Origin of the sequence: Halobacillus salinus (genome assembly GCF_004684905.1) — a bacterium.
Taxonomy (GTDB): domain Bacteria; phylum Bacillota; class Bacilli; order Bacillales; family Halobacillaceae; genus Halobacillus; species Halobacillus salinus.
Genome location: NZ_SRJC01000003.1, coordinates 230,603 through 251,012, shown reverse-complemented (window position 1 = coordinate 251,012; position 20,410 = coordinate 230,603). Strand labels below are relative to the sequence as shown.

The following is a 20,410-nucleotide window of genomic DNA, read 5'->3' as shown; positions in this document are numbered from 1 at the left end:
CAGATTGTTGACTAAGTGTAGAGTACTGTTTTGTTATGGAATATAGTGTTTCGCGGGCTGGAAAACAACTCGCTTTCCGTGGGCGAGTGCCGAGCTTCCTCGTTCGCTTTGCTCACTGCGGGATCTCGCCTATCCCGTACCTCCCACAGGAGTCTCGTCGTTTTCAAGCCCACTTTGCCATAATTCGTGCGAACAAAACCTCACTTAATGAGCAAATCCCTCAAAGTATGGGCCACAATATAAAGCTATTCTTTGCCTGAATTACAAGAGAGAGGCATTTTTAGTGGGTACCTGCAAGTTCAGCGTCCAATATATTCACAAGATCTGTCGTTTCTTCCTCCGTCAAAGGCAAAAGAGGAAGGCGTACACTACCGACCTCGACACCACGCTGGTTCAGGGCAGCTTTGACAGGCGCTGGACTTGGCGCAGAGAAGATCGCCTGCATTTTCGGCAGGAGTCTGCGGTGAATTCGCGCCGCATACCCGATATCGCCTGAACGATAGGCTTCGACCAAGCGCTGCATGTCGTCACCAAGCACGTGAGCAGAGACGGATACGATTCCGTTTGCACCGACGGCAAGGGAAGGCAGTGTTAGTCCGTCTTCGCCGCTATATACGGAGAAATCTTCAGGTGTTCTGGCAATGATTTCTGTCATCGCATCGAGGTCACCACTTGCATCTTTGATCGATACGATATTGTCAATCCGAGACAGGCGTACCACGGTATCCGGTTCCATGTTGATGACACTTCGGCCCGGGATGTTATAAAGCATGACAGGTAGATTCGTAGCTTCTGCTATCGTCTTGAAGTGTTGGAACAAGCCTTCTTGTGTAGGTTTATTGTAGTAGGGTACCACCAGCATGACGGCGTCGACACCTGCTGCTTCTGCTTGTTTTGTCAGTTCAATAGAAGCGTGGGTGTTGTTCGATCCGGTCCCTGCGATAATCGGAACTCGCCCGTTCGCTTTCGCAACCGTACGCTGGAAGAGGCTCACTTTTTCATTGGTTGATAAAGTTGGGGACTCACCTGTCGTTCCACCGACTACTAGTGCATCCGATCCGTGGCTGATTAAATAATCGATGAGTTGGTCCGTTCTGTCAAAATCCACCGCTCCGCTTTGATTGAATGGGGTCACCATAGCTGTTAATACATGACCAAAATTCATCATTTCACACCCTTTTTTAATATTAGTTTCGGGTGGAGGGGTCCTAGAAAAGCAAAAAGGCAACAACGAGGGCTCGTTGTTGCCGTAGAAACAAAATTCGTTCCTGCGTAAGATAGCCCTCCATATAGTTTCCTATATGACAGTCCCCGATCTGTTCAATCGAAGAACCAGCTTTCGGAACATGAGATTCCGTCCACTTCGGCGACTTCCCCTTTCCACATGAATCCAAGGATCTCATTCTCCTCCTCATGCTTACTGATGGTTGTCGCACCTCTATCCTTACTTCAAGGTTATTTGAAATAAGAAAAGTATTTAATTAGTTCAAATATAGCAAAAATTCCATTCGAGAACAAGATTTATTTTTGGAAATGTTGTATCATTTCATCGATGGCATCTTGAGAGGACAATTCCTCGTCCGTTTCCGAAAGTTGAATGATATGTTCGAACAAGTCTTTGAGATTATCCATTTGCATCCCCTTTTTTTATGTAAATATTCACGATTGTTGTCGCACATAAACGTCTAATATTGTCGAACAGGTAATTATTTACATAAAAAGGAAGTTGAGGGGTCAGTTCATTGTCAAATCAAAGCCGATCCGTTCAAGAGCGGATTCAAGGTCAACGACAGTTCTGACGTTGATATTATGAAAAGCTTCACTAGCTACTTCAAGTTTGGCAATTTCGGGGGTCATTCCTGTGACCATCGTCTCGATTCCCATCAACTGCAGGGACTGGACAAGCTGTTTCAAAACGGTCGGGAAATGGTTGTCTAAGATGACGAGTCCGGATAAGTCGATAATGAAGTACGACATTTGATGTTTCGCTCCATGGTTCAACACCGTCTCCATGATGATTCCTGACCTCGTGTCATCGATGACACCTTGAAGAGGCAGGACAGAGACGCCTTTCGTAATCGGGATGATCGGAACATTCAAGAATCCCATATGGTAATGCGTTTGATCCAGTTCAATCAAATAGGAAAGGACTTCGGACATTGATTTCAGAAAGTCCACATCTTCATCGGAAAATTCCTTCTCTTCCTTGTCTAGTGCGCAAAGAGTACCGAACACTTCCCCCTTCGAATCCAGAAGGGAAACACCGAGGAACCCTTTCACTTCCAACTCGGCCGTCGCTTCTAGTTCCTTAGCGAATTCGTCCTTCTGCAGGTTGATCGCATTGAGAGCGGAATCTTTATTGTTTATAATAAGCCTGCAAAACGTGTCGCTGTATTCTACGGATAATCCTTCTTCGACTATTTCCTCTTTTTCATTAAAAGAGCTGAGAACGGTCATGGCCGTTTGGCCTTTATGGGTTACATAGGCTGTATTGACCCCTAAATGACTAGTGATCGCTCGGAACATTTTTTGTGATGCCTTTCGGAGTGAACCAAATTCGGAAGATGTAAATTGTTGCTGTTCAGACATCCTATTGGCCCCCTTTCTAAGTGAAATCTATCACTATTCTAGCATAACGACGTGAGGGCGTAGAGTGAAAGGGATGTTTAAAAGGGAAATAGTTCGATAATTTTCTACTCATTTCCCGGGAAATGTCGCTTTCACACGAAAGGATTTCTTAAAAAGAGTGATCCAAATCGGATTTTTTTACGATAGCTATGTAAAGCCCCCTAAGGATATTGTGTGCTATGATGGCGTTAATCACAGAGAAAAAGGGGTGTGTTATGAGTAATCGTGATCTTGAGTATTATCAGAAGATGATAGAAGGCGATAAACAATCGTTAGAAGCGATTTATGATAAATATGAGAAACTCCTCTATTCGTTCGTCATCAAATTATCCTCTGATCATTCATTAGCAGAAGAAGTGTTACAGGAAGTGTTCATCAAATTATGGACGCAAAAAGCCAAGTACGATAATACGAAAGGGAAATTTTCTTCTTGGATTGTAACCATCACAAGGTACACAGCAATCGATATCATTCGTTCTAAGAAAGAATCTGTTTCATTGGAAGAGGAAACGGACGTTCCAGAGGAGCAGAGTGAGTCAGTAGAAGACCTCGTCGAGTGGAAGGAGAAAAGCTCTACTATTAGAAAAGCCCTCGACCAATTATCAGATGAGCAACGTAAGATCGTCGATTTATTCTATTTCAAGGGGTGCAGTCAAAGCGTGATTGCAAAAGAATGCGACTTGCCGCTAGGCACAGTAAAAGGCAGGCTAAGGCTTGCTTTGAAACATCTGAGAAAAAACTTAGCTACTGTGAAAGGAGGTATTCGTGATGCGTGAATGCGAGAAAGTCTTAGATTATTTTAATGATGAGTTGTCCGAAGGGGAAAAGGAACAATTCGAACGTCATTTAGAGTCATGTGAAGATTGTAGAGAAGAAATAGAAGAACTCCGATCTTTAACTGATGACCTGCCATTCAGCTCGGAACCGGTCGATCCTCCAGAAGGAATGAAAGACCGAGTGTTGGGAGCAGTTTTTGCAGAGGAAGAGACAGAAGAGAAATCACAGGAAGAAGAGAATGTCGTTCCGTTGGAGCAACATCTCGAACAAGATTCCAGCAGGGAAGTAGATAGACCGACACGATCGAATCGCCAAGCGTGGTTAATGCGCGGATTGGCCGCTGCACTGGTCGCGTCTTTGGTCGGAAATGTGTTCGCATTAACAGGGGGAGAAGAGACGGTCTCGGAGCCACCAGCAGTAGAAAGTACGGATCAAGTGAATCAGCGGGTGAGTCTTGAAGGGGAGTCCACTCCTGCGAGAGCATCGGCTGCGATGATTCGTCAAAATGGTAGCCAGCTACTCACGTTACAAGCCGAGCAACTGGAACCTCTACAAGGTGATGAGGTTTATCAAGTATGGTTGCTGAACGGGGATGAGCCATACAGAGCCGGAACATTTGTCGCCAATCAGAATGGAGAAGGAGCTGTTGCCTTTTCTATGGATCAGTTACCCTCCGAATTGGATTGGGATGCTGTAGCTATTTCGAAAGAACCTAATGCACAAAGTCAGACACCACAAGGGGAAGTCATTTTGAGTTCCAGCTTGTAATAGAAAAGCCTGAAACCACTCGTCGGTTTCAGGCTTTTTTTCATGATAAATAGAGTGGATCAGTTTTTTTGAAACTTTTTATTTCATCGATAGAATCCCTTCGTGAAGGTGTTTATAGGAGATGTGTCGACCAATTTAAACAACTTTCTATAAATTTTTTCAGAGAAAAGTGATCCAATTCGATTTCTCTCCCGATAGCTTAGTGAATAAACAAAAAACAAAGGAGAGATTTTCAATGAACAAGAACGTACGTAATGCTTTTCTAGCTGTACCTTTGAGTGTATCTCTACTGATTCCGACGACGTTGACAGTGAGCGCGCAAGATCATGCGAAACCTTCCGTAACGACAGAAGCGGTGGAACTTCGATCTACATTAGATAACCTACTAAGTGAGCACGCTTACCTTGCAGTGGAAACGATGAGAAAAGGTGCTGAAGGTGCAGAAGACTTTAAAGCATCTGCACAAGCACTATCCGCTAACACAGAAGACTTGTCCGGAGCGATTGCTTCTGTTTACGGCGAAGAAGCAGGCCAACAGTTCAGTCAAATGTGGACGGATCATATCGGCTTCTTCGTGGACTATGTTAACGGAACAGCTAATGATGATGAAGAAATGAAGCAGATGGCTTTAGACGAATTGAATCAATACCGTCAAGACTTCTCCCAATTCCTTGAGTCTGCTACAGATGAACGCCTAGAAGCAGACGCACTAGCGGAAGGACTTCAAATGCACGTCAAACAATTGATCGGAGCATTTGATAGCTACGTAGCAGGAGACTACGAGAAAGCTTATGAGTATGAGCGTGAAGCGATCAACCACATGTATGGGGTAAGTAAAGGTCTATCCAGTGCGATCGTGAACCAATTCCCAGATAAATTCAATAACACGAAAGCGGTTACGCCAGCTGCTGACCTTCGTTCCAACCTGAACCACCTACTAAGTGAACACGCTGGTCTTGCTGCAATGGCAATGCAGAATGGAATCGATGGATCTGAAGACTTTGATGCTTCTGTACAAGCTCTATCCAACAACACAGATGACCTAGCAGCAGCGATCTCTTCCATTTACGGAGAAGAAGCTGGAGCTCAGTTTAAAGAAATGTGGTCTGGACATATCGGTAACTTCGTTTCTTATGTAGAAGGTACAGGCGCAGATGATGCAGAGAAGAAAGAAGAAGCGATGCAGGCTCTGACACAGTATCGTGCGGACTTCTCCCAGTTCCTTGAAACAGCAACGGAAGGCGAATTGGATGCAGATGTACTTGCTGGTAACCTTCAAGAGCATGTCGATCAACTAATCGGTACTTTTGACAGCTATGTAGACGAAGATTACACAGCGACGTATGAGAACTTGCGTAATGCTTATGCACATATGTTCGGTGCATCCAAGGCATTGTCTTCTGGTTTCGTAGCACAATTCCCAGACAAGTTCGCATCTGACATGCCTTCTGAGATGCCGGATACAGGAATGGGCGGAACAGCTGATTCCAACAACATTTGGATCTTCGCTTCTATCTTGGCATTGCTAGCGACAACTACTCTATTCATCCGTAAATCAGAACAATAAGAAGGAGAGAGGGATCCCCTCTCTTTTTCTATCTAGGAGCTATTCACTATGAGACGAATCCTTTTCTTTCTTATCATTCTGTTAGCCGCTTGCAGCACGAATGAATCGCCGTCCTCCGCAACGAAAGAACCACCTGCGGATGAACAGTCCCAAGAGGAAGCGACCCAAGGTTTACAGAAGAAAAAACAAGGCATGTATGCAGATCCCATTCTGAAAGAAGAAGATGTCAGCGTGACACCGGTCCGCTTGGAGATCCCTTCTATTGGAGTAGATACCTCAATTGAAAAAGTAGGGACTTTAGCAAACGGACAAATGGGTGTACCAGAAGACGTTCAGAATGTTGCCTGGTTTGAACCAGGTGCAAAACCTGGAGCCAAGGGAAGTTCCGTCCTTGCTGGGCATGTCGGACAAACCGAGGGGGCGGCTGTCTTCTATCATCTTCAGAATATGGAAGAAGGGGATGAAGTGAAGATAACCGGGGAAAGCGGAAAAGAGCTGACCTTTGTTGTTACTGGTCGGGAGGTTTTCCCTCAGAATGATGCTCCTGTTGAAGATATTTTTGGTTATACGGCGAGGAAGACGTTGAAGTTGATTACTTGCACAGGGGAGTATATACGGAATAATGGTGGTCATCAGGACCGACTTGTTGTTTATACGGAGTTAAAAGAGAGTTCATAAGAGGTTGAGGAAAAAATATAATTACGAAGAAACCCGAATTAATAATTCGGGTTTTCTTTATGCCGTGATACATGCGTGCGCCACTCTGGCAACATACTTTGCTTGATGGTGGCAGGCTCGGTTTTAAGAGGTTCACACTAAACTTTCATAAGGTTTTGGAGAAACGGGTAGACTCCTGCAGGACCGATGTACAGCGTGAGACCCCACAGATAACGTAGTGCTCGCGGAGGATAACCGGACGCCTGCGGAAAGCGGACCGTTTCTCCAAAACCGTTCTTCAACATAGAAAAGAATCGAGGGGACTTACTCGCTCAAATCTCTATAATGACAAAACCTTCCGCTGCAACCTGTAGCTCCTGATCTCCAACATTAGACTTCTGATCCTGATAAACCACTCGCTCGATTTTGTCATTTAAACGAACACTGTGATCACAGTCCGTTGTGTTCACTACAAAACGCAACGTTTGGTTGTCTGATTTCTTTTCATAGATCAATAGATCGTCATCGTCCAGGAACGTCATTCGGCCTCCGTTATCGAAGGCGGGTTCTGTTTTTCTCCGTTCGATCAGACCTTGTACGAAAGAGAATAGATCGTGGTCCTGTTCGTCTTCCTCCCAGACCATGCACTTCCGGCAACCTGGGTCATCTCCTCCGGTCATACCGATTTCATCTCCGTAATAGATACAAGGAGATCCTCCATAGGAAAGCTGGAACAGATACATAAGTTTTACGGCTTCTTTATTTTCTTCCGTGTAGGTCAGAATCCTCTTCGTATCGTGGCTGTCGAGCAAGTTGAAGGAGACTTCGTTTACGTTCTCTGGATACATATGCTCGACGTGCATGATCTCGTTTCGGAATGCCTCGAGCGGAATTTCCCCGTTGAAGAATTTAAGGACCGCATTCGTGAACGGGTAGTTCATGACAGCGTCGAACTGATCTCCTTGTAGCCAAGGCATGGAATCGTGCCAAATTTCCCCTAGAATATAAACTTCCGGTTTGACTGATTTCACCGTACGACGGAAATCTCTCCAAAAGGCATGGTCGACTTCGTTTGCAACATCGAGTCGCCATCCATCGATATCAAACTCTTCAATCCAATACTTCGCAACATCCAACAAGTACTGCTTCACTTCAGGGTGCTCCGTGTTAAGCTTCGGCATTTCCGGTACGAAAGCGAAGGTGTCATAGTTCGGCTGAGGAGTCGTCTTGACTTCTTGGTCCCACATGTGGAACCAAGAGAAGTACTTCGAGTCGGTGCCTTTTTCTAATACGTCCTGGAATGGCTCGAAGTAATAACCGCTATGGTTGAAGACCGCATCGAGCATTACTTTGATTCCGCGTTTGTGACACTCCTGCACGAGCTTCTTGAACGTTTCTTTATCCCCGAATTGCGGATCGATTTCCATGTAATCGATCGTGTCGTACTTATGGTTGGAGTACGCTTTGAAGATCGGAGTGAAATAAAGTCCGTTGATCCCGAGTGATGTCAGATGGTCCAAGTGATCGATCACGCCTTGGAAGTCTCCACCGAAGAAGTTGTCAGGTTGCGGTTCGGCACTGCCCCAAGGGAGTATTCCTTCCGGGTTCAAAGACGGATCCCCATTGGCAAACCGTTCCGGGAAAATCTGATACCAGACCGTTTCTTTTACCCATTGAGGTGGAGTGAAGACATCGACTTCATTCAAGAATGGGAAACAGAAGTGATAAGCTGTGTCATCCGCTGGAACATGGTCGTAGAAACCTTTTTCTGTGTAAACGGTCTGTTCTTGATTATCCGTCAGTAAAAAGGAATAACGCAGTCTGCGGTAGGGAGGCTTGATGGCAACGAACCAATAGTCGAACAAGTCGTCGCTTCCACTTTTCGTCATGGGTGCCCGGTCATATTGCCAAGCGTCCTCTTTCCATACATAAGGATCGCCGTGAATGAGCGTAACTTCTTCCACATCATGACGCTTCGTTCGTAGGCGAATGTGAATCGTTTCTTTGTCATAGGCGTAAGCAAAATTATGCTTCGGTCTATGGTATATGGCTTCCTTTATCATCCATCTCCATCCTTTCTGAACAATCGCTTGCACAAGCATATCGTTTTCACTATTAAAGCTATAGAAAAGATAGATTGAAGTCAACGGAAACAATGAAAGCGGTTTAGATATTATAATGATGCTATAAAACTACTGAAAATATTTTCTATCGAATTTTGCGAAAACGCTTGCAATAATAATAGGTGTTTGTATAATAGAAATCAAGAGTTGTGCAATCGTTTTCACTAACGCTTGTCACCTTCACGTTTTACGTGAGCTATTATTCTAAGGGGGAAATATCATGAAGAGATGGTTAAGTGTTTTGCTTATTGCTTTTCTTGCGGTTGGTTTACTAGCTGCTTGTGCACCAGAGCGTGAACAAGAAGCAGAAGGATCAGGAACAGACGGAGAATCATCTGAAGAAGGCTCGACAGATGAAACTGCTGAGAAACCTGACAAACTAGTCGTTTGGGAAGACAAAGATAAAGGGGTTGGACTTGAGCCAGCCATTGAAAGTTTCGAAGAAGAATACGGAATTGAAGTAGAATATAAAGAATTGAACATGTCTGATAAAATGCGTGAACAGCTTCGTCTTGATGGCCCGGCTGGTACAGGCCCAGACGTACTGACACTTCCTCATGACCAAATCGGTCAGCTTGCAATCGAAGGATTGATTTCTCCGATCGAAGTGGACAGTTCTGTAACAGAGAAGTTCACGGAATCTTCTATTCAAGCACAAACATATGATGGACAACTTTATGGCCTTCCAAAAGCAACAGAAACACCAGTGTTCATCTATAACAAAGAGCACATGGACAAAGCTCCTGAATCATTCGACGAGCTTTATGAATTCTCTCAAAACTTCGGTGGCGACAAAGAGTACGGTTTCCTAGCACTTTGGGACAACTTCTACTTTGGTAATGCGATCATGGCTGGATACGGCGGATACGTATTCGGTGATGACAACGGAGCGGCTAACCCACAAGATCTTGGCTTGAACAACGAAGGTGCAATCGAAGGTGCTAAGTACATCCAGAAATGGTATGAGGACGTCTTCCCTGCAGGTATCGTAGGCGAGAGCGGTGGCTCTGCTAAAGACGGTCTATTCCAAGACGGAGACGTTGCTTCTATGATGGACGGTCCTTGGGCTTATCAAGCATTGAACGAAGCAGGTATCGATTATGGTGTATCCCCACTTCCAGAGCTTCCAAACGGTGAATATCCACAAACATTCATCGGTGTGAAAGGCTGGCACGTGTCTGCTCAATCTGAAAACCAAGAATGGTCTACTAAACTTGTAGAACACTTAACGAATGCTGAAAATGCGAAGATCCGCTACGAAAAAACAGACGAAATTCCACCGGTTAAATCTCTGATGGAAGATCCGATCATTGCGGACAACGAAAAAGCGAACGCAGTTGCAGTTCAATCTCAACGTGGTACTCCAATGCCGAACATCCCTGAGATGGGTGAAGTATGGGAGCCGATGGCACAAGCGCTTCAAGTTATTGCAACAGGAAAAGCTAGTCCTGAAGAAGCTCTGAACGAAGCACAAGACACGGTTAAAACAAACATTGAATTGAACCACTCTGGTAATTAATTAGGCGGAGCAGCACCCGGCCTAAGGGTGCTGCTCCTCTTTTAAAAAAGAGAGATGTTTCAAGGGAAAGGAGATTGAAAATGGGGGAACAGGAAAGTACTTATACATCCAATCACCGGACGAAGGCTCTTGCTCTATCGATCATTCCTGGACTCGGTCAGGTCTATAACAGGCAGTGGATTAAAGGAATCGTCTTTTTCATTTTGACAGCATCTTTTTTCATTGCTTTCTCAGATTTGCTTCAGTACGGCTTTTGGGGACTATTCACTCTTGGAATCGATCCCAAATTCGACCACTCGATCACATTACTAGTTGAGGGGATCTTGGCTGTCATTGTCACCGTACTTGGATTCGGAATCTATGCACTTAATTTAAGAGATGCTTTCAAAGTGGGAAAACAGCGGGATGCGAATGAAACACCGAACTCCGTCCGCCAACAGTATCAGAACTTAGTCGGCGGCGGCTTCCCGTACCTGATGATGACGCCTGGATTCTTACTATTGATATTCGTCGTCATTTTCCCGATTTTGTTCGTCATCTTGCTGTCGTTTACGAACTACGACCTATACCATTCACCTCCAGCGAACCTGGTGGACTGGATCGGCTTCCAGAACTTCATCGATATCTTCCGGATTCCGATTTGGCGTGAAACGTTCTTCAGCGTACTAGCTTGGACGGTCATCTGGACATTCGGTGCAACGACACTACAGATAGGACTAGGGATTTTCCTTGCCGTGTTGATGAACCAGAAAGAAATCAAATTCCAGAAACTCATCCGTACGATTTTCATTCTGCCTTGGGCGGTTCCAGCGTTCGTATCGATCCTTGTTTTTGCCGGAATGTTCAACGAAACGTTCGGTACCATCAACAACGATATTCTATCGATCTTCGGACTTGGCAACATTCCGTGGTTAACAAACCCAACGTATACGAAAATCGCTTTGATCATGATCCAGACTTGGCTTGGCTTCCCGTTCATTTTCGCAATGGTGACGGGTGTATTGCAGTCGATTCCTAGTGAATTGTATGAAGCGGCAGAAGTCGATGGTGCGACGATTATGCAGAAGTTCCGTTCCATCACGCTCCCGCTAGTGCTTTATGCAACAGCACCGATCTTGATCACGCAATACACGTTCAACTTCAACAACTTCAACGTCATCTTCCTTTTCAACGGGGGAGGACCTGCCGTTGCTGGACAGAACGCCGGCGGTACAGATATTTTGATCTCTTGGATCTACTCGTTGACCGTAAGCTCCGCTCAGTACGGTAAAGCGGCCGCGATTACGATGATCCTATCGTTAATTGTAATTGTCGTAGCTCTATGGCAGTTCAAGAAGACGAAATCATTCCAAGAAGAGGATATGATGTAATATGAAAGGAAAAACACTACAACTTACACTGTCGTATATCGTCATTATCATCGTGTCAGCGATTATCCTGTATCCGATCCTTTGGGTTATCGGTTCTTCCTTCAACCCAGGGAACAGCTTGTCCGGGTCGTCGATCTTCCCGGCTGATGCAACGCTTAAGCACTACAAGGATTTGTTTGACTTAGAGAACAGCAACTATTTGATCTGGTACTGGAACACGCTGAAAGTCTGTATCATCACGATGGTTCTCTCCGTCATCATGGTTTGCCTGACAGCATACTCGTTCTCAAGGTTCCGCTTCGTCGGTCGTAAAAACGGCCTGATGACGTTCTTGATCCTGCAGATGATACCGAACTTCGCAGCCTTGATTGCAATCTATGCACTTGCTAACCTGACTGGACTATTGGATACGCACCTTGCGTTGATTCTTGTTTACACAGGTGGAGCGATTCCGATGAACACGTATTTAATGAAGGGATACCTCGATACCATTCCGAAAGAGCTGGATGAATCCGCTCGTATGGATGGTGCCGGCAACTTCCGTATCTTCTGGCAGATCGTCATGCCACTTGCAAAACCGATGATTGCTGTTGTATCTCTATTTACGTTCATCATTCCTTTCACAGACTTCATCTTAGCCCGTGTACTTCTTCGTACAGAAGAGAAGTTCACGTTGGCGGTTGGTCTGTATGAACTGATTGCCGATCAGTTCGGTAACGAATTCACCAAGTTCGCAGCAGGGTCCGTTATGATTGCGATCCCGATTGCGATTATGTTCTTATCTCTACAAAAGTACTTCGTATCTGGTCTTACAGCTGGAGGCACGAAGGGATAAAAGGGAAGAAGCGGATTGCAAATCAATCCGCTTCTCTTCATTTACAGCCGATCATCTGCAATTTTCGACAGAATCGGTTACAATAAAGATAACGTTTTCATAACAGAGGGTGATAGAAATGGGAGTCACAATTAAAGACGTAGCCAAAGCAGCAGGCGTAGCCCCTTCGACGGTATCCCGCGTCATCGCGGATCATCCGCGAATCAGCGCTTCCACGAAGAAGCGGGTGAAGAAAGCGATGAAGGAAATGGGCTATCATCCGAACGCGAATGCGCGCAGTCTAGCCAACAAGTCGAGCCAGTCTATTGGTGTCGTGATGCCGGCTGGAGCGGATAAGGCTTTGCAGAACCCGTTCTTTCCAGAAGTTCTGCGTGGTATCAGCAGCATCGCACATAAAATGGACTACTCTCTTCTATTAAATACAGGAGAATCGACGGAAGAGATATTAGAAGGGGTACAGCGTATGGTGAACTCCAACCGTACGGATGGCATCATCCTTCTGTATTCGCAGTTGAACGACCCGGTCGTCAACTTCTTGCTGGAGCACGATTTTCCATTCGTCGTCATCGGTAAGCCGTACGAGCGGATTGATGAAATTACGCATGTCGACAATGATAACGTCCGTGGTGGTAAAGAAATCACTGAACACCTGATCAAGCAAGGGCATGAACGGATTGCTTTCATCGGTGGCTCGACAGATCTAGTCGTGACGGTCGATCGGATGAAAGGGTATCAACTAGCTCTGGAAGAAGCTGGCCTTCCGTTTCTAGATGAGTACCGGATCCATGAAGAGTTTCTGGAGTCAGGTGGCCAACAAGCCGTGAACGAATTGTTCGCCCTACCGGAACCTCCGACAGGACTCGTCGTGACCGATGATTTGATGAGTATCGGTGTTGTCAGCATGCTAGAGAAGTGTGGCAAGCTTGTGCCGGAGGATATATCGCTTGTCAGCTTCAATAACGTCTACTTATCGGAGATAACACGTCCGCCATTGACGACGGTCGACATCAAGATTTATGAGCTCGGCCTTCAGGGTGCGAAGTGTCTGATTGAAAAAGTGAAAAATAAATCGGAGCCGGCGAAGAGGATCATCATTCCTTATCAAATCGAGTATCGTGCCTCCACAAAGGAAAGAGAAGTACCCTTTTATAAATAAAAGGGGTGCTTACTCTTTTTCTTTGGTTTGGGCTGACTAGAGCATGAACGCATAATAGAAAGCTTGAATAAGCTGGGGGATGAAGGCTCGGATTTTATAGTTCTTTCAGGGTTTTTGTCATGAAAAGTTTTCACTTGAAATTTTTTGTCAAATAAAGTAATATATCCTGTAAATCTTTTTTATTTGAATTGTCAGTAAAATTTAGAGACAAAAAAATAATTAAACCATTATTAGACAGGGGAAGGGTAGGAAGTTATGATACAACCAGATGATCGTATTGCTGAAGTGGGTCAAGTCGTAAGCTTTGAGAGAAACGATATTACATTTACAGGTCGAGTTATTCCGAGTCAATGTCAGCGTTCCGTTATTGTTGATTTGACGATTATGGATAACTTGGATGAAATTGATTTCGAATATGAGAGAACAGTTGTGGCTCATACCAACTACCGTGTTATAGAAGAGTAATAGCAACCTCCATGTATTATTTGTACATGGAGGTTTTCGTTTGAGTGGAGAAAGGTTCTGTTTAGAGGAAGTGGACCGTGGGGTGGAAAACAGCTCGCGTTCCGCGGCGGACGCCGAGCCTCCTCGGGCTTTGCGCCCTGTGGGGTCTCGCCGTTGTCCGTGCATCCCGCTGGAGTCTCCCTGTTTTCCACCCCACTTTATGACAAAAGCATAAACAGAACCTTACGAAAATAGAAGGTACTACATGTGTTTTTCTTTGATGAGGAGTAATAGAGGTTCAACCTATTACGGTAAAGGTGTTGGAGAAACGAGTAGACTCCTGCGGGATCAAAGTACAGGGTGAGACCCCACAAAGACCGTAGGAATCGAGGAGGCTCACCGGACGCCCGCGGAAAGCGAATCGTTTCTCCAACACCGACACTCTTCATCCGAGAACCGACAGAGAATGAATTAGAAAAACAAAAAAAGAGGAAGGGGGATGCCCTTCCTCTTTTTGGTGCTATTTTTAGTATGATGGTGTATATTCTAAGCGGTTTTGTAGTTCAGTTTTGACTTCATCGAGACTTTCTTCGTCAGGTACGAAGTAGAATAGCCCGTCTTCGAGTCTTTCGTTTACTCCGTCGATCTTAATTGTTTCTGTCGTCAGCTCTTCTGAAGAGAAGGCTTTTTGAAAGGAATAAATTTCTCTTAGGGACATGTTTGTGGAGATGTTGTCTCCGACGATGTCAGATAGCTGATTCATCTTGAAGATGGTACCAGCTGAGATTGCTTGATCTACGGTAGCTTTGATGAATTGACGTTGTCTTTCATCTCTTGGGTATTCGACAGCGACATCACGTTTTCTCATTCGGACAAAGGCGAGAGCTTCTTCGCCGTCCATTTCCGTCGGTCCTTCTTCGAATTCGATGATGTTACTACGGTCGACAGTACTTCGCTCCCAGAACGGCTTCTTCACGTCGATCGTTACGCCTCCGAAGAGATCGACGACTTCCATGAACCCTTCAAAGTTGATGGTGGCATACTTGTCGATTGGGATGTTCAAGTAGTCCTCCACGGTCTCGACAGCAAGCTTCTCTGCTCCATAACCTGTTAGGGCACCTAAAGAATAGGTGGCATTGAGTTTATGCTTTCCTGCATACTCTTCGCCAACTTTTTCAGCAGGGATCTCGACACGTGTGTCCCTCGGGATACTTGTCATCGTCATTTCTTCCGTTTTCGGATTAAGGGTCAGCACAATTTGGGTGTCCGCCCGGCCATTTTCCCCATTAGAAGAGTAATCTTCTACACCTAATAGTAAAAGAGAGATAGGATCCTCTCCTATATCAACCGCTTCTTCCCGGACGGCGGATTTTTCTCCTCTGTCCAAATCTTTATAAGAAGCACTATATATTTGAGAAGTGTAATAGATGGCGATACCGACTCCAAGACCAAGCACGAGCAAAATGACTGCTGCGATTCTTCTTCTACGCTTTTTAATATTCTTTCTTCGACGAATTCTTTTCTTCATTGACAAAACACCTCAATTTCTGAGTAGTTCACAAAATATTGTACCACACTCGAAAAGGACCGAAAGTAGGAAGCCATATTGAACGTGTTTCTGTAAATTATGGATATAACAAGTCTTAGTTCCTGGTCATTCTCTTTTATTATTCGTGAAAACAGAAGGAATTCATACGTAAAACAAAGCACCTTGCTCTATCACAGAACAAGGTGCTTAAACATTTACTGAATTTCTTCTTTTTCTAGAATAAGGTAGTTCATATCTTTTCTTGAGATCTGGTTGTATCGTTTCGCATTCAATAGATAGAACACGATACCGATCACGATCCAAATTCCTAAGGCAATATACGATTCTTTACCTAGGGAAGCCGGGGACCATGGTAGCAATAACAGAACCAAGAAGCCGATCGCACTGATCATTCCGATTAGAGATAATAATTTTCTCCCAGGAGCAACGGCTTTGTGGAAATCTCCGTCTGGTTGATTCCGAGACCAGCGGAAGAACTTATAGGCGGTCGCTGTACAGAAGAAGTACGCGATTGCGACACCAGTTGACGACATGTCTACGACCCATAATAGTGCCTCTCGTCCGAACCACGGAGCAATCAAGCATAGCGCCATCGTGAACAAGATTCCTACATATGGTGTGTGGTGCTCAGGGTGCAGCTTCCGGAAGATTTCCGGCAGGATGCGTGCACGACCCATCGCGAACGTCAGGCGGCTTGCTGATAGATAGAAACCGTTCAATCCTGTGAAGATTCCCATCGTGACAGCGGCGGCGATGACGAATACACCGATACGTCCCATATAACTTTCTATCGCATCACCTGTTCCCCAGACCGATCCGGTTTCCTGGATCTGAACGAGCAGGGACTGCCAAGGCATAGAGCTTGCGGTAATGATGATCATTGCACTGTAAGCTAATCCTGCAGCTACTAGTGACCAAATGATAAGACCAAATGCTTTCTTCGCTTCGAATTGGAATTCTTCCGCCGCCTGCGGGATGTTGTCGAATCCTACATAGGCGAAAGGTGCAATCGCAAGGATTGTCAAGATCGATGCGATGACCGATTGATCAGGGCTGAACATCGGTTGGACGTTGCTGATCGAAGGTCCTTCCGAGAATATAGCTCCAACCGCTAACAGCACGATCCCGATAATTAGAATGATACTGAATACAAATTGTGTCTGACCAGAAAAACTAGCTCCTCTGATGTTCAGAAAAGCGAATAATATAAGAGCGATACTCGCTATTGCGATTTGAATAATAGAAACCTCGTAACCGGCAACCGTATAAAGGTTACCTGTGCGTACGAAATCAGGGAATAAGAACTTCGCAAGTAGAGCTAAGGCGGAAGCGTTCAGCGCCACGATACAAGTGTAGCCTAACGTCAGGAACCATCCCGCTATGAATGCAAATATCCTTCCGAATCCGATGTATGCATAAGCGAATTCTCCCCCTGTGACCGGGAATTTCTCGATTAAAAATCCATAACTGACCCCGATAATCATCATGAGGGCTGCGCCAAGTAAAATGCCGATTACAACGCCGACGGGTCCGGCTTGACTGATCCAATCTGTCGGTAGTACGAAAGCTCCCCAGCCGATCGCTGATCCGAAGGCAATAGCCCAAACCCAATGGGGCTTCAGTGATTTCTCGAGTTTTTTCCTCTCTGTGTCCATACAGTAAAATCCTCCTAAAGGTAGATAGAGTGCGTTACCCATTCTAATGTTTTTGAGTAGAAGGAAGCAACAATTTTGTGATGTCAAAAACATCTAGCTTCCCATAAAAGGTTCAACGATTGAGAAAAGGGTATAAGGGTTAAGTAGATTTTTCACACTCGGTGTCCTATCTGTAGAGTACCCAAAAAAATTGTCGATTTAACTTCCAAGGGTTTACAGCTAAGACGTCGAATACTTCGTAGTAGATAAACCATTCCCGTAAGTCTATATACCTGTACAATTTTCAGACTTTAGAATGAAAAACAGTGGATTATGTTTGAAAATGTTGATTTGGGGATAGCAGAAAATAAACAAGAAGGGGTATTATCTTATATAAGGGGATGTGCTATAATTCATTAGAAATTAGCTTGCGTTAAGCGTCACGGAATATTCGCGTGGACTTGGAAATAACTGATTTACTTACGATATACAGAGAAGGATATACTATATTCGAGGAGGGTCTTTATGGAATATAAGGCCTTGTTATTTTGCTTGATCGCTTCTATTCTCATAACACCGCTTGTTAAGAAATTAGCGGTCAAAATAGGTGCAACAGACCAACCAAATCATCGGAAGGTTCACCAGATCGTCATGCCACGTTTAGGTGGACTGGCCATATTTTTAAGTTTTGCAACAGGAATGCTGTTCTTTTTCCCGGAAAGTGAATTGACCTGGCCGATCTTGATCGGTGCGACCATCATCGTCATTACCGGTGTGTTGGATGACATCATGGAATTGTCACCGAAGCTGAAACTATTGGGGCAGCTAGTTGCGACAGGTGTTGTCGTAAGTGGCGGGGTGGTTGTTGAATTCATCAACTTACCATTCGGCGGTCAAATCGAATTCGGTATCCTCAGTATTCCGATTACCGTATTATGGATTGTCGGCATCACCAACGCGATCAACTTGATCGACGGGCTGGACGGTCTTGCAGCAGGCGTCTCCTCGATTGCCTTGCTGACGATTTCCGGTATGGCGATTACGATGGGCAACGTATTTGTTGTCTTCGCCGGTTTTATGATGCTCGGAGCAACGGTCGGATTCCTTGTGTACAACTTCTATCCTGCCAAGATCTTCATGGGGGATACAGGAGCTCTGTTCTTAGGGTTCATGATCAGTGTGCTGTCCTTATTAGGATTTAAAAATGTTACCTTGTTTTCCTTTATCATTCCCGTCATCATTCTCGGTGTACCGATTTCGGACACGCTGTTTGCGATCGTCCGTCGTGTCCTTCAGAAGAAGCCATTATCTGCACCAGATAAATCGCACTTGCACCATTGCTTGATCAATCTTGGATACAGTCATCCCGAAACGGTCTTGATCATATACGCTGTAGCGTCCTTGTTCAGTTTAGCGGCTGTCATCTTCACGAAAACGACGATGTTCGGCGCAGCCATTGTCTTGTTCTGCTTAGTGCTCATGATCGAAATGATCGTGGAAATGACCGGCTTGATCGGCAAAAATTACAGACCGATCCTCAATTTGATCAGAGATTATCGGACAAAACGATAAACGGATTTATATTTATCTCTAGAGCAGCCTTCCTTGGCTGCTCTAGAGTTTTTTTATGGATTGGGAAAATAAAAAACGCCCTGTAGAAGGAAGACCTTCTGAAGGGCGTTTTAAACTATATTCGATGAAAGGCAGGGATCAGCTCGATTCCTCGTTATCCGGATCATCATCGGTAGCTGTTTCCGTGACAGAGCCGCCGAGTTCTAAGTGACTCTGCAGTGTAGCTGTTTTTTCCTGAAGGTTCTGTTCGTTCACATCAAAGTACCAAATGCCTTCTTTGTACATGCCTTCTCCTGTCAGCTGCATCGTATCAAAAGCGAGATTGTCTTTCTGAGTGAAATACTTGTTGAACTGAATAATTTGGCTGAAGGACAAGTTAGTACTCATGTTGTCTTCTATCGACTGAAGAATGTCGTCCAGGTTGCGCACCGTATTCGTCGAGATGGACTGTTTGACGATTTCCTGGACCAGCTCCATTTGTCTTTGTCCACGCTTGAGGTCGTTATCGTATTTCCTTGTCCGGGCTAAGGCGAGTGCTTCTTCACCGTTCAAGGTTTGTTCTCCTTCTTCCAATTCGATCGCCCCGTTGTTGTCCCGACTGTTTTGTTCAGTCAAAGCAAATGGGACATCGTACTCGACTCCGCCGATCGAATTGACGAAATCTACGAATGAATTGAAGTTGAGTCGTACATAATAGTCGACGGGAACATTCAAGAGGCCTTCCACGGCTTCTACCGTAGCGTCGATGCCGCCGAATGCATGGGCGTGTGTGATTTTGTCTTTGTAGCCGATTTCTGGGATGTACGTGTAAGAGTCGCGGGGGATGCTGAGCATTTTGACGGACTGGTCGTCATTATTGAACGTCGCTAATATGAGGGCGTCGGATAACGCGCTGCGATCACCGCCTGAGGAGCGCTTCTCGCTGTCATCGACGCCGACAAACAAGACGGAAGTGTGGTCGGCTACGGGGTTGACGGTCTCGACACGCATCTTGGATTTTTCACCACGGTCGAGCTCTACGTGTGAGGCGGTCACCGTCTCCTTGACCTCCTGCGTCACATACGCAATATATCCCGCAGCCGCACCAATACCTAGTAATAGAACGGCTGGAATCGTCCATAATAGAATTTTGAACTTCCTATTTTTCATTTACTTTCCTTCTCCTTCACTCAGAGGTGACATCGAATTCAACGTAAGTTGGTTCACCATGCGCAAGTTCGGCATGATTACTCGTCAAGTTCACCATCCAATCTTCGAAAGCTTGTTCTTGTCCACTTTCTACATATATTACTAATTCCACATTTTCCAAATAGTTAATCGTATCCAATGTGTACGAAGAGTTGCGGACTTCGTTTTCGACTTTACCGAGTAGGTGATAAGGAAGGGTGACTTTTACTTGTTTCATCAGTTGGCGACGGACCACTCCTGTCGTTTCGATCGCTTGAGAAGCGGTTCCTCCGTACGCGCGAATCAGACCGCCAGCTCCTAGCTTAATGCCACCGAAGTAGCGGGTCACGACGATGGCGGTGTCTTTCAAGCCCCTTTTCTTCAGGACTTCAAGAATAGGCACGCCGGCCGTTCCGCTCGGTTCACCGTCATCATTGGCCTTTTGGATCAGGTCATGTTCGCCGATCATATAGGCAGAGCAATTATGGGTCGCATCGCTATGTTTCTGTTTGATCTCTTGTATGAATGCTTGCGCTTCTTCTTCGGTCTCGCAGCGTTTCACGTAGCCGATGAAGCGGGATTTCTGGATGGTTACTTCATCCGAACCTTCTGGTTTTACGGTATAATAACTTTCTAGCATAGTT

Annotated in this window: 17 protein-coding genes and 1 riboswitch; of the genes, 10 read left to right on the top strand and 7 right to left on the bottom strand. The window is 45.2% G+C overall.

Annotated features, from left to right (window positions below; genetic code table 11):
* Nucleotides 1-280: 280 nt before the first annotated feature.
* Both dapA and E4663_RS13710 read right to left on the bottom strand, forming a co-directional pair.
* The gene (gene dapA, locus E4663_RS13715; protein WP_168927352.1) at nucleotides 281-1,168 is read right to left on the bottom strand and encodes a 4-hydroxy-tetrahydrodipicolinate synthase; all 888 of its coding nucleotides are present in this window, start codon (nucleotides 1,166-1,168) and stop codon (nucleotides 281-283) included.
* Between the two features lie 102 nt (nucleotides 1,169-1,270).
* A riboswitch (Lysine riboswitch) is annotated at nucleotides 1,271-1,449 on the bottom strand.
* 285 nt (nucleotides 1,450-1,734) lie between these two features.
* Entirely contained in the window at nucleotides 1,735-2,589 is an 855-nt protein-coding gene (locus E4663_RS13710; protein ID WP_079478143.1) for an STAS domain-containing protein, read from the bottom strand.
* Between the two features lie 254 nt (nucleotides 2,590-2,843).
* Here E4663_RS13710 and E4663_RS13705 point away from each other — a divergent pair, with 254 nt between their 5' ends.
* The 4 genes from E4663_RS13705 (at nucleotide 2,844) to E4663_RS13690 (ending at nucleotide 6,418) form a co-directional block, all read left to right on the top strand.
* Nucleotides 2,844-3,404, top strand: a complete 561-nt coding sequence (locus E4663_RS13705) for an RNA polymerase sigma factor (RefSeq protein ID WP_079478144.1) — start codon at nucleotides 2,844-2,846, stop codon at nucleotides 3,402-3,404.
* Complete coding sequence (locus tag E4663_RS13700; RefSeq protein ID WP_135328029.1) at nucleotides 3,397-4,173, top strand: anti-sigma factor; 777 nt, start codon at nucleotides 3,397-3,399, stop codon at nucleotides 4,171-4,173. Before E4663_RS13705 ends, E4663_RS13700 begins: the two co-directional genes overlap by 8 nt.
* A gap of 235 nt (nucleotides 4,174-4,408) precedes the next feature.
* The gene (locus tag E4663_RS13695) at nucleotides 4,409-5,740 is read left to right on the top strand and encodes a copper amine oxidase (protein WP_135328028.1); all 1,332 of its coding nucleotides are present in this window, start codon (nucleotides 4,409-4,411) and stop codon (nucleotides 5,738-5,740) included.
* A gap of 48 nt (nucleotides 5,741-5,788) precedes the next feature.
* The gene (locus E4663_RS13690) at nucleotides 5,789-6,418 is read left to right on the top strand and encodes a class F sortase (RefSeq protein ID WP_135328027.1); all 630 of its coding nucleotides are present in this window, start codon (nucleotides 5,789-5,791) and stop codon (nucleotides 6,416-6,418) included.
* 311 nt (nucleotides 6,419-6,729) lie between these two features.
* On the opposite strand, the gene E4663_RS13685 is transcribed toward E4663_RS13690, so the two are convergent.
* A complete protein-coding gene (locus tag E4663_RS13685) occupies nucleotides 6,730-8,460 on the bottom strand; it encodes a glycoside hydrolase family 13 protein (protein ID WP_135328026.1) in 1,731 nt (576 codons plus the stop codon).
* A gap of 280 nt (nucleotides 8,461-8,740) precedes the next feature.
* On the opposite strand from E4663_RS13685, the gene E4663_RS13680 reads away from it, so the two are divergent.
* From E4663_RS13680 to E4663_RS13660, 5 genes are all read left to right on the top strand, one after another.
* The gene (locus E4663_RS13680) at nucleotides 8,741-10,039 is read left to right on the top strand and encodes an extracellular solute-binding protein (RefSeq protein ID WP_135328025.1); all 1,299 of its coding nucleotides are present in this window, start codon (nucleotides 8,741-8,743) and stop codon (nucleotides 10,037-10,039) included.
* Nucleotides 10,040-10,119: 80 nt separating this feature from the next.
* Nucleotides 10,120-11,409 (top strand): sugar ABC transporter permease, encoded by a 1,290-nt coding sequence (locus E4663_RS13675; RefSeq protein WP_135328024.1) that lies wholly within the window; start codon nucleotides 10,120-10,122, stop codon nucleotides 11,407-11,409.
* Between the two features lies 1 nt (nucleotide 11,410).
* On the top strand, nucleotides 11,411-12,244 hold the full coding sequence (locus E4663_RS13670) for a sugar ABC transporter permease (RefSeq protein WP_135328023.1): 834 nt from the start codon (nucleotides 11,411-11,413) through the stop codon (nucleotides 12,242-12,244).
* Between the two features lie 118 nt (nucleotides 12,245-12,362).
* Nucleotides 12,363-13,400: a LacI family DNA-binding transcriptional regulator gene (locus tag E4663_RS13665; RefSeq protein ID WP_079478152.1), complete on the top strand. Its 1,038-nt coding sequence runs from the start codon at nucleotides 12,363-12,365 to the stop codon at nucleotides 13,398-13,400.
* Between the two features lie 255 nt (nucleotides 13,401-13,655).
* Nucleotides 13,656-13,865, top strand: coding sequence for a YkvS family protein (locus tag E4663_RS13660; protein ID WP_135328022.1), 210 nt, complete (start codon nucleotides 13,656-13,658; stop codon nucleotides 13,863-13,865).
* Nucleotides 13,866-14,370: 505 nt separating this feature from the next.
* Here the strand turns inward: E4663_RS13660 and E4663_RS13655 are convergent.
* Together E4663_RS13655 and E4663_RS13650 are read right to left on the bottom strand one after the other, a co-directional pair.
* Nucleotides 14,371-15,372 carry an LCP family protein gene (locus tag E4663_RS13655; protein ID WP_135328021.1) on the bottom strand — a complete coding sequence of 334 codons (1,002 nt, stop codon included), beginning with the start codon at nucleotides 15,370-15,372 and terminating at the stop codon, nucleotides 14,371-14,373.
* 215 nt (nucleotides 15,373-15,587) lie between these two features.
* Complete coding sequence (locus E4663_RS13650; protein ID WP_135328020.1) at nucleotides 15,588-17,048, bottom strand: APC family permease; 1,461 nt, start codon at nucleotides 17,046-17,048, stop codon at nucleotides 15,588-15,590.
* A 504-nt stretch (nucleotides 17,049-17,552) separates the two neighbouring features.
* Between E4663_RS13650 and E4663_RS13645 the strand changes: the two genes are divergently transcribed.
* Nucleotides 17,553-18,599 carry a glycosyltransferase family 4 protein gene (locus tag E4663_RS13645; protein WP_079478157.1) on the top strand — a complete coding sequence of 349 codons (1,047 nt, stop codon included), beginning with the start codon at nucleotides 17,553-17,555 and terminating at the stop codon, nucleotides 18,597-18,599.
* Nucleotides 18,600-18,737: 138 nt separating this feature from the next.
* Here E4663_RS13645 and E4663_RS13640 read toward each other — a convergent pair whose 3' ends face one another.
* Nucleotides 18,738-19,748, bottom strand: coding sequence for an LCP family protein (locus E4663_RS13640; protein ID WP_079478158.1), 1,011 nt, complete (start codon nucleotides 19,746-19,748; stop codon nucleotides 18,738-18,740).
* A gap of 16 nt (nucleotides 19,749-19,764) precedes the next feature.
* Nucleotides 19,765-20,406, bottom strand: coding sequence for a YigZ family protein (locus E4663_RS13635; protein ID WP_135328019.1), 642 nt, complete (start codon nucleotides 20,404-20,406; stop codon nucleotides 19,765-19,767).
* Nucleotides 20,407-20,410: the final 4 nt, after the last annotated feature.

Excerpts from the sequence above, each read along its gene's own strand:
- E4663_RS13680 (WP_135328025.1), top strand. The coding sequence starts at position 8,741 with ATGAAGAGATGGTTAAGTGTTTTGCTTATTGCTTTTCTTGCGGTTGGT.
- E4663_RS13640 (WP_079478158.1), bottom strand. The coding sequence starts at position 19,748 with ATGAAAAATAGGAAGTTCAAAATTCTATTATGGACGATTCCAGCCGTT.
- E4663_RS13660 (WP_135328022.1), top strand. The coding sequence starts at position 13,656 with ATGATACAACCAGATGATCGTATTGCTGAAGTGGGTCAAGTCGTAAGC.
- E4663_RS13645 (WP_079478157.1), top strand. The coding sequence starts at position 17,553 with ATGGAATATAAGGCCTTGTTATTTTGCTTGATCGCTTCTATTCTCATA.
- E4663_RS13665 (WP_079478152.1), top strand. The coding sequence starts at position 12,363 with ATGGGAGTCACAATTAAAGACGTAGCCAAAGCAGCAGGCGTAGCCCCT.
- E4663_RS13710 (WP_079478143.1), bottom strand. The coding sequence starts at position 2,589 with ATGTCTGAACAGCAACAATTTACATCTTCCGAATTTGGTTCACTCCGA.
- E4663_RS13655 (WP_135328021.1), bottom strand. The coding sequence starts at position 15,372 with ATGAAGAAAAGAATTCGTCGAAGAAAGAATATTAAAAAGCGTAGAAGA.
- E4663_RS13695 (WP_135328028.1), top strand. The coding sequence starts at position 4,409 with ATGAACAAGAACGTACGTAATGCTTTTCTAGCTGTACCTTTGAGTGTA.
- E4663_RS13705 (WP_079478144.1), top strand. The coding sequence starts at position 2,844 with ATGAGTAATCGTGATCTTGAGTATTATCAGAAGATGATAGAAGGCGAT.
- dapA (WP_168927352.1), bottom strand. The coding sequence starts at position 1,168 with ATGATGAATTTTGGTCATGTATTAACAGCTATGGTGACCCCATTCAAT.
- E4663_RS13650 (WP_135328020.1), bottom strand. The coding sequence starts at position 17,048 with ATGGACACAGAGAGGAAAAAACTCGAGAAATCACTGAAGCCCCATTGG.
- E4663_RS13675 (WP_135328024.1), top strand. The coding sequence starts at position 10,120 with ATGGGGGAACAGGAAAGTACTTATACATCCAATCACCGGACGAAGGCT.
- E4663_RS13635 (WP_135328019.1), bottom strand. The coding sequence starts at position 20,406 with ATGCTAGAAAGTTATTATACCGTAAAACCAGAAGGTTCGGATGAAGTA.
- E4663_RS13700 (WP_135328029.1), top strand. The coding sequence starts at position 3,397 with ATGCGTGAATGCGAGAAAGTCTTAGATTATTTTAATGATGAGTTGTCC.
- E4663_RS13670 (WP_135328023.1), top strand. The coding sequence starts at position 11,411 with ATGAAAGGAAAAACACTACAACTTACACTGTCGTATATCGTCATTATC.
- E4663_RS13685 (WP_135328026.1), bottom strand. The coding sequence starts at position 8,460 with ATGATAAAGGAAGCCATATACCATAGACCGAAGCATAATTTTGCTTAC.
- E4663_RS13690 (WP_135328027.1), top strand. The coding sequence starts at position 5,789 with ATGAGACGAATCCTTTTCTTTCTTATCATTCTGTTAGCCGCTTGCAGC.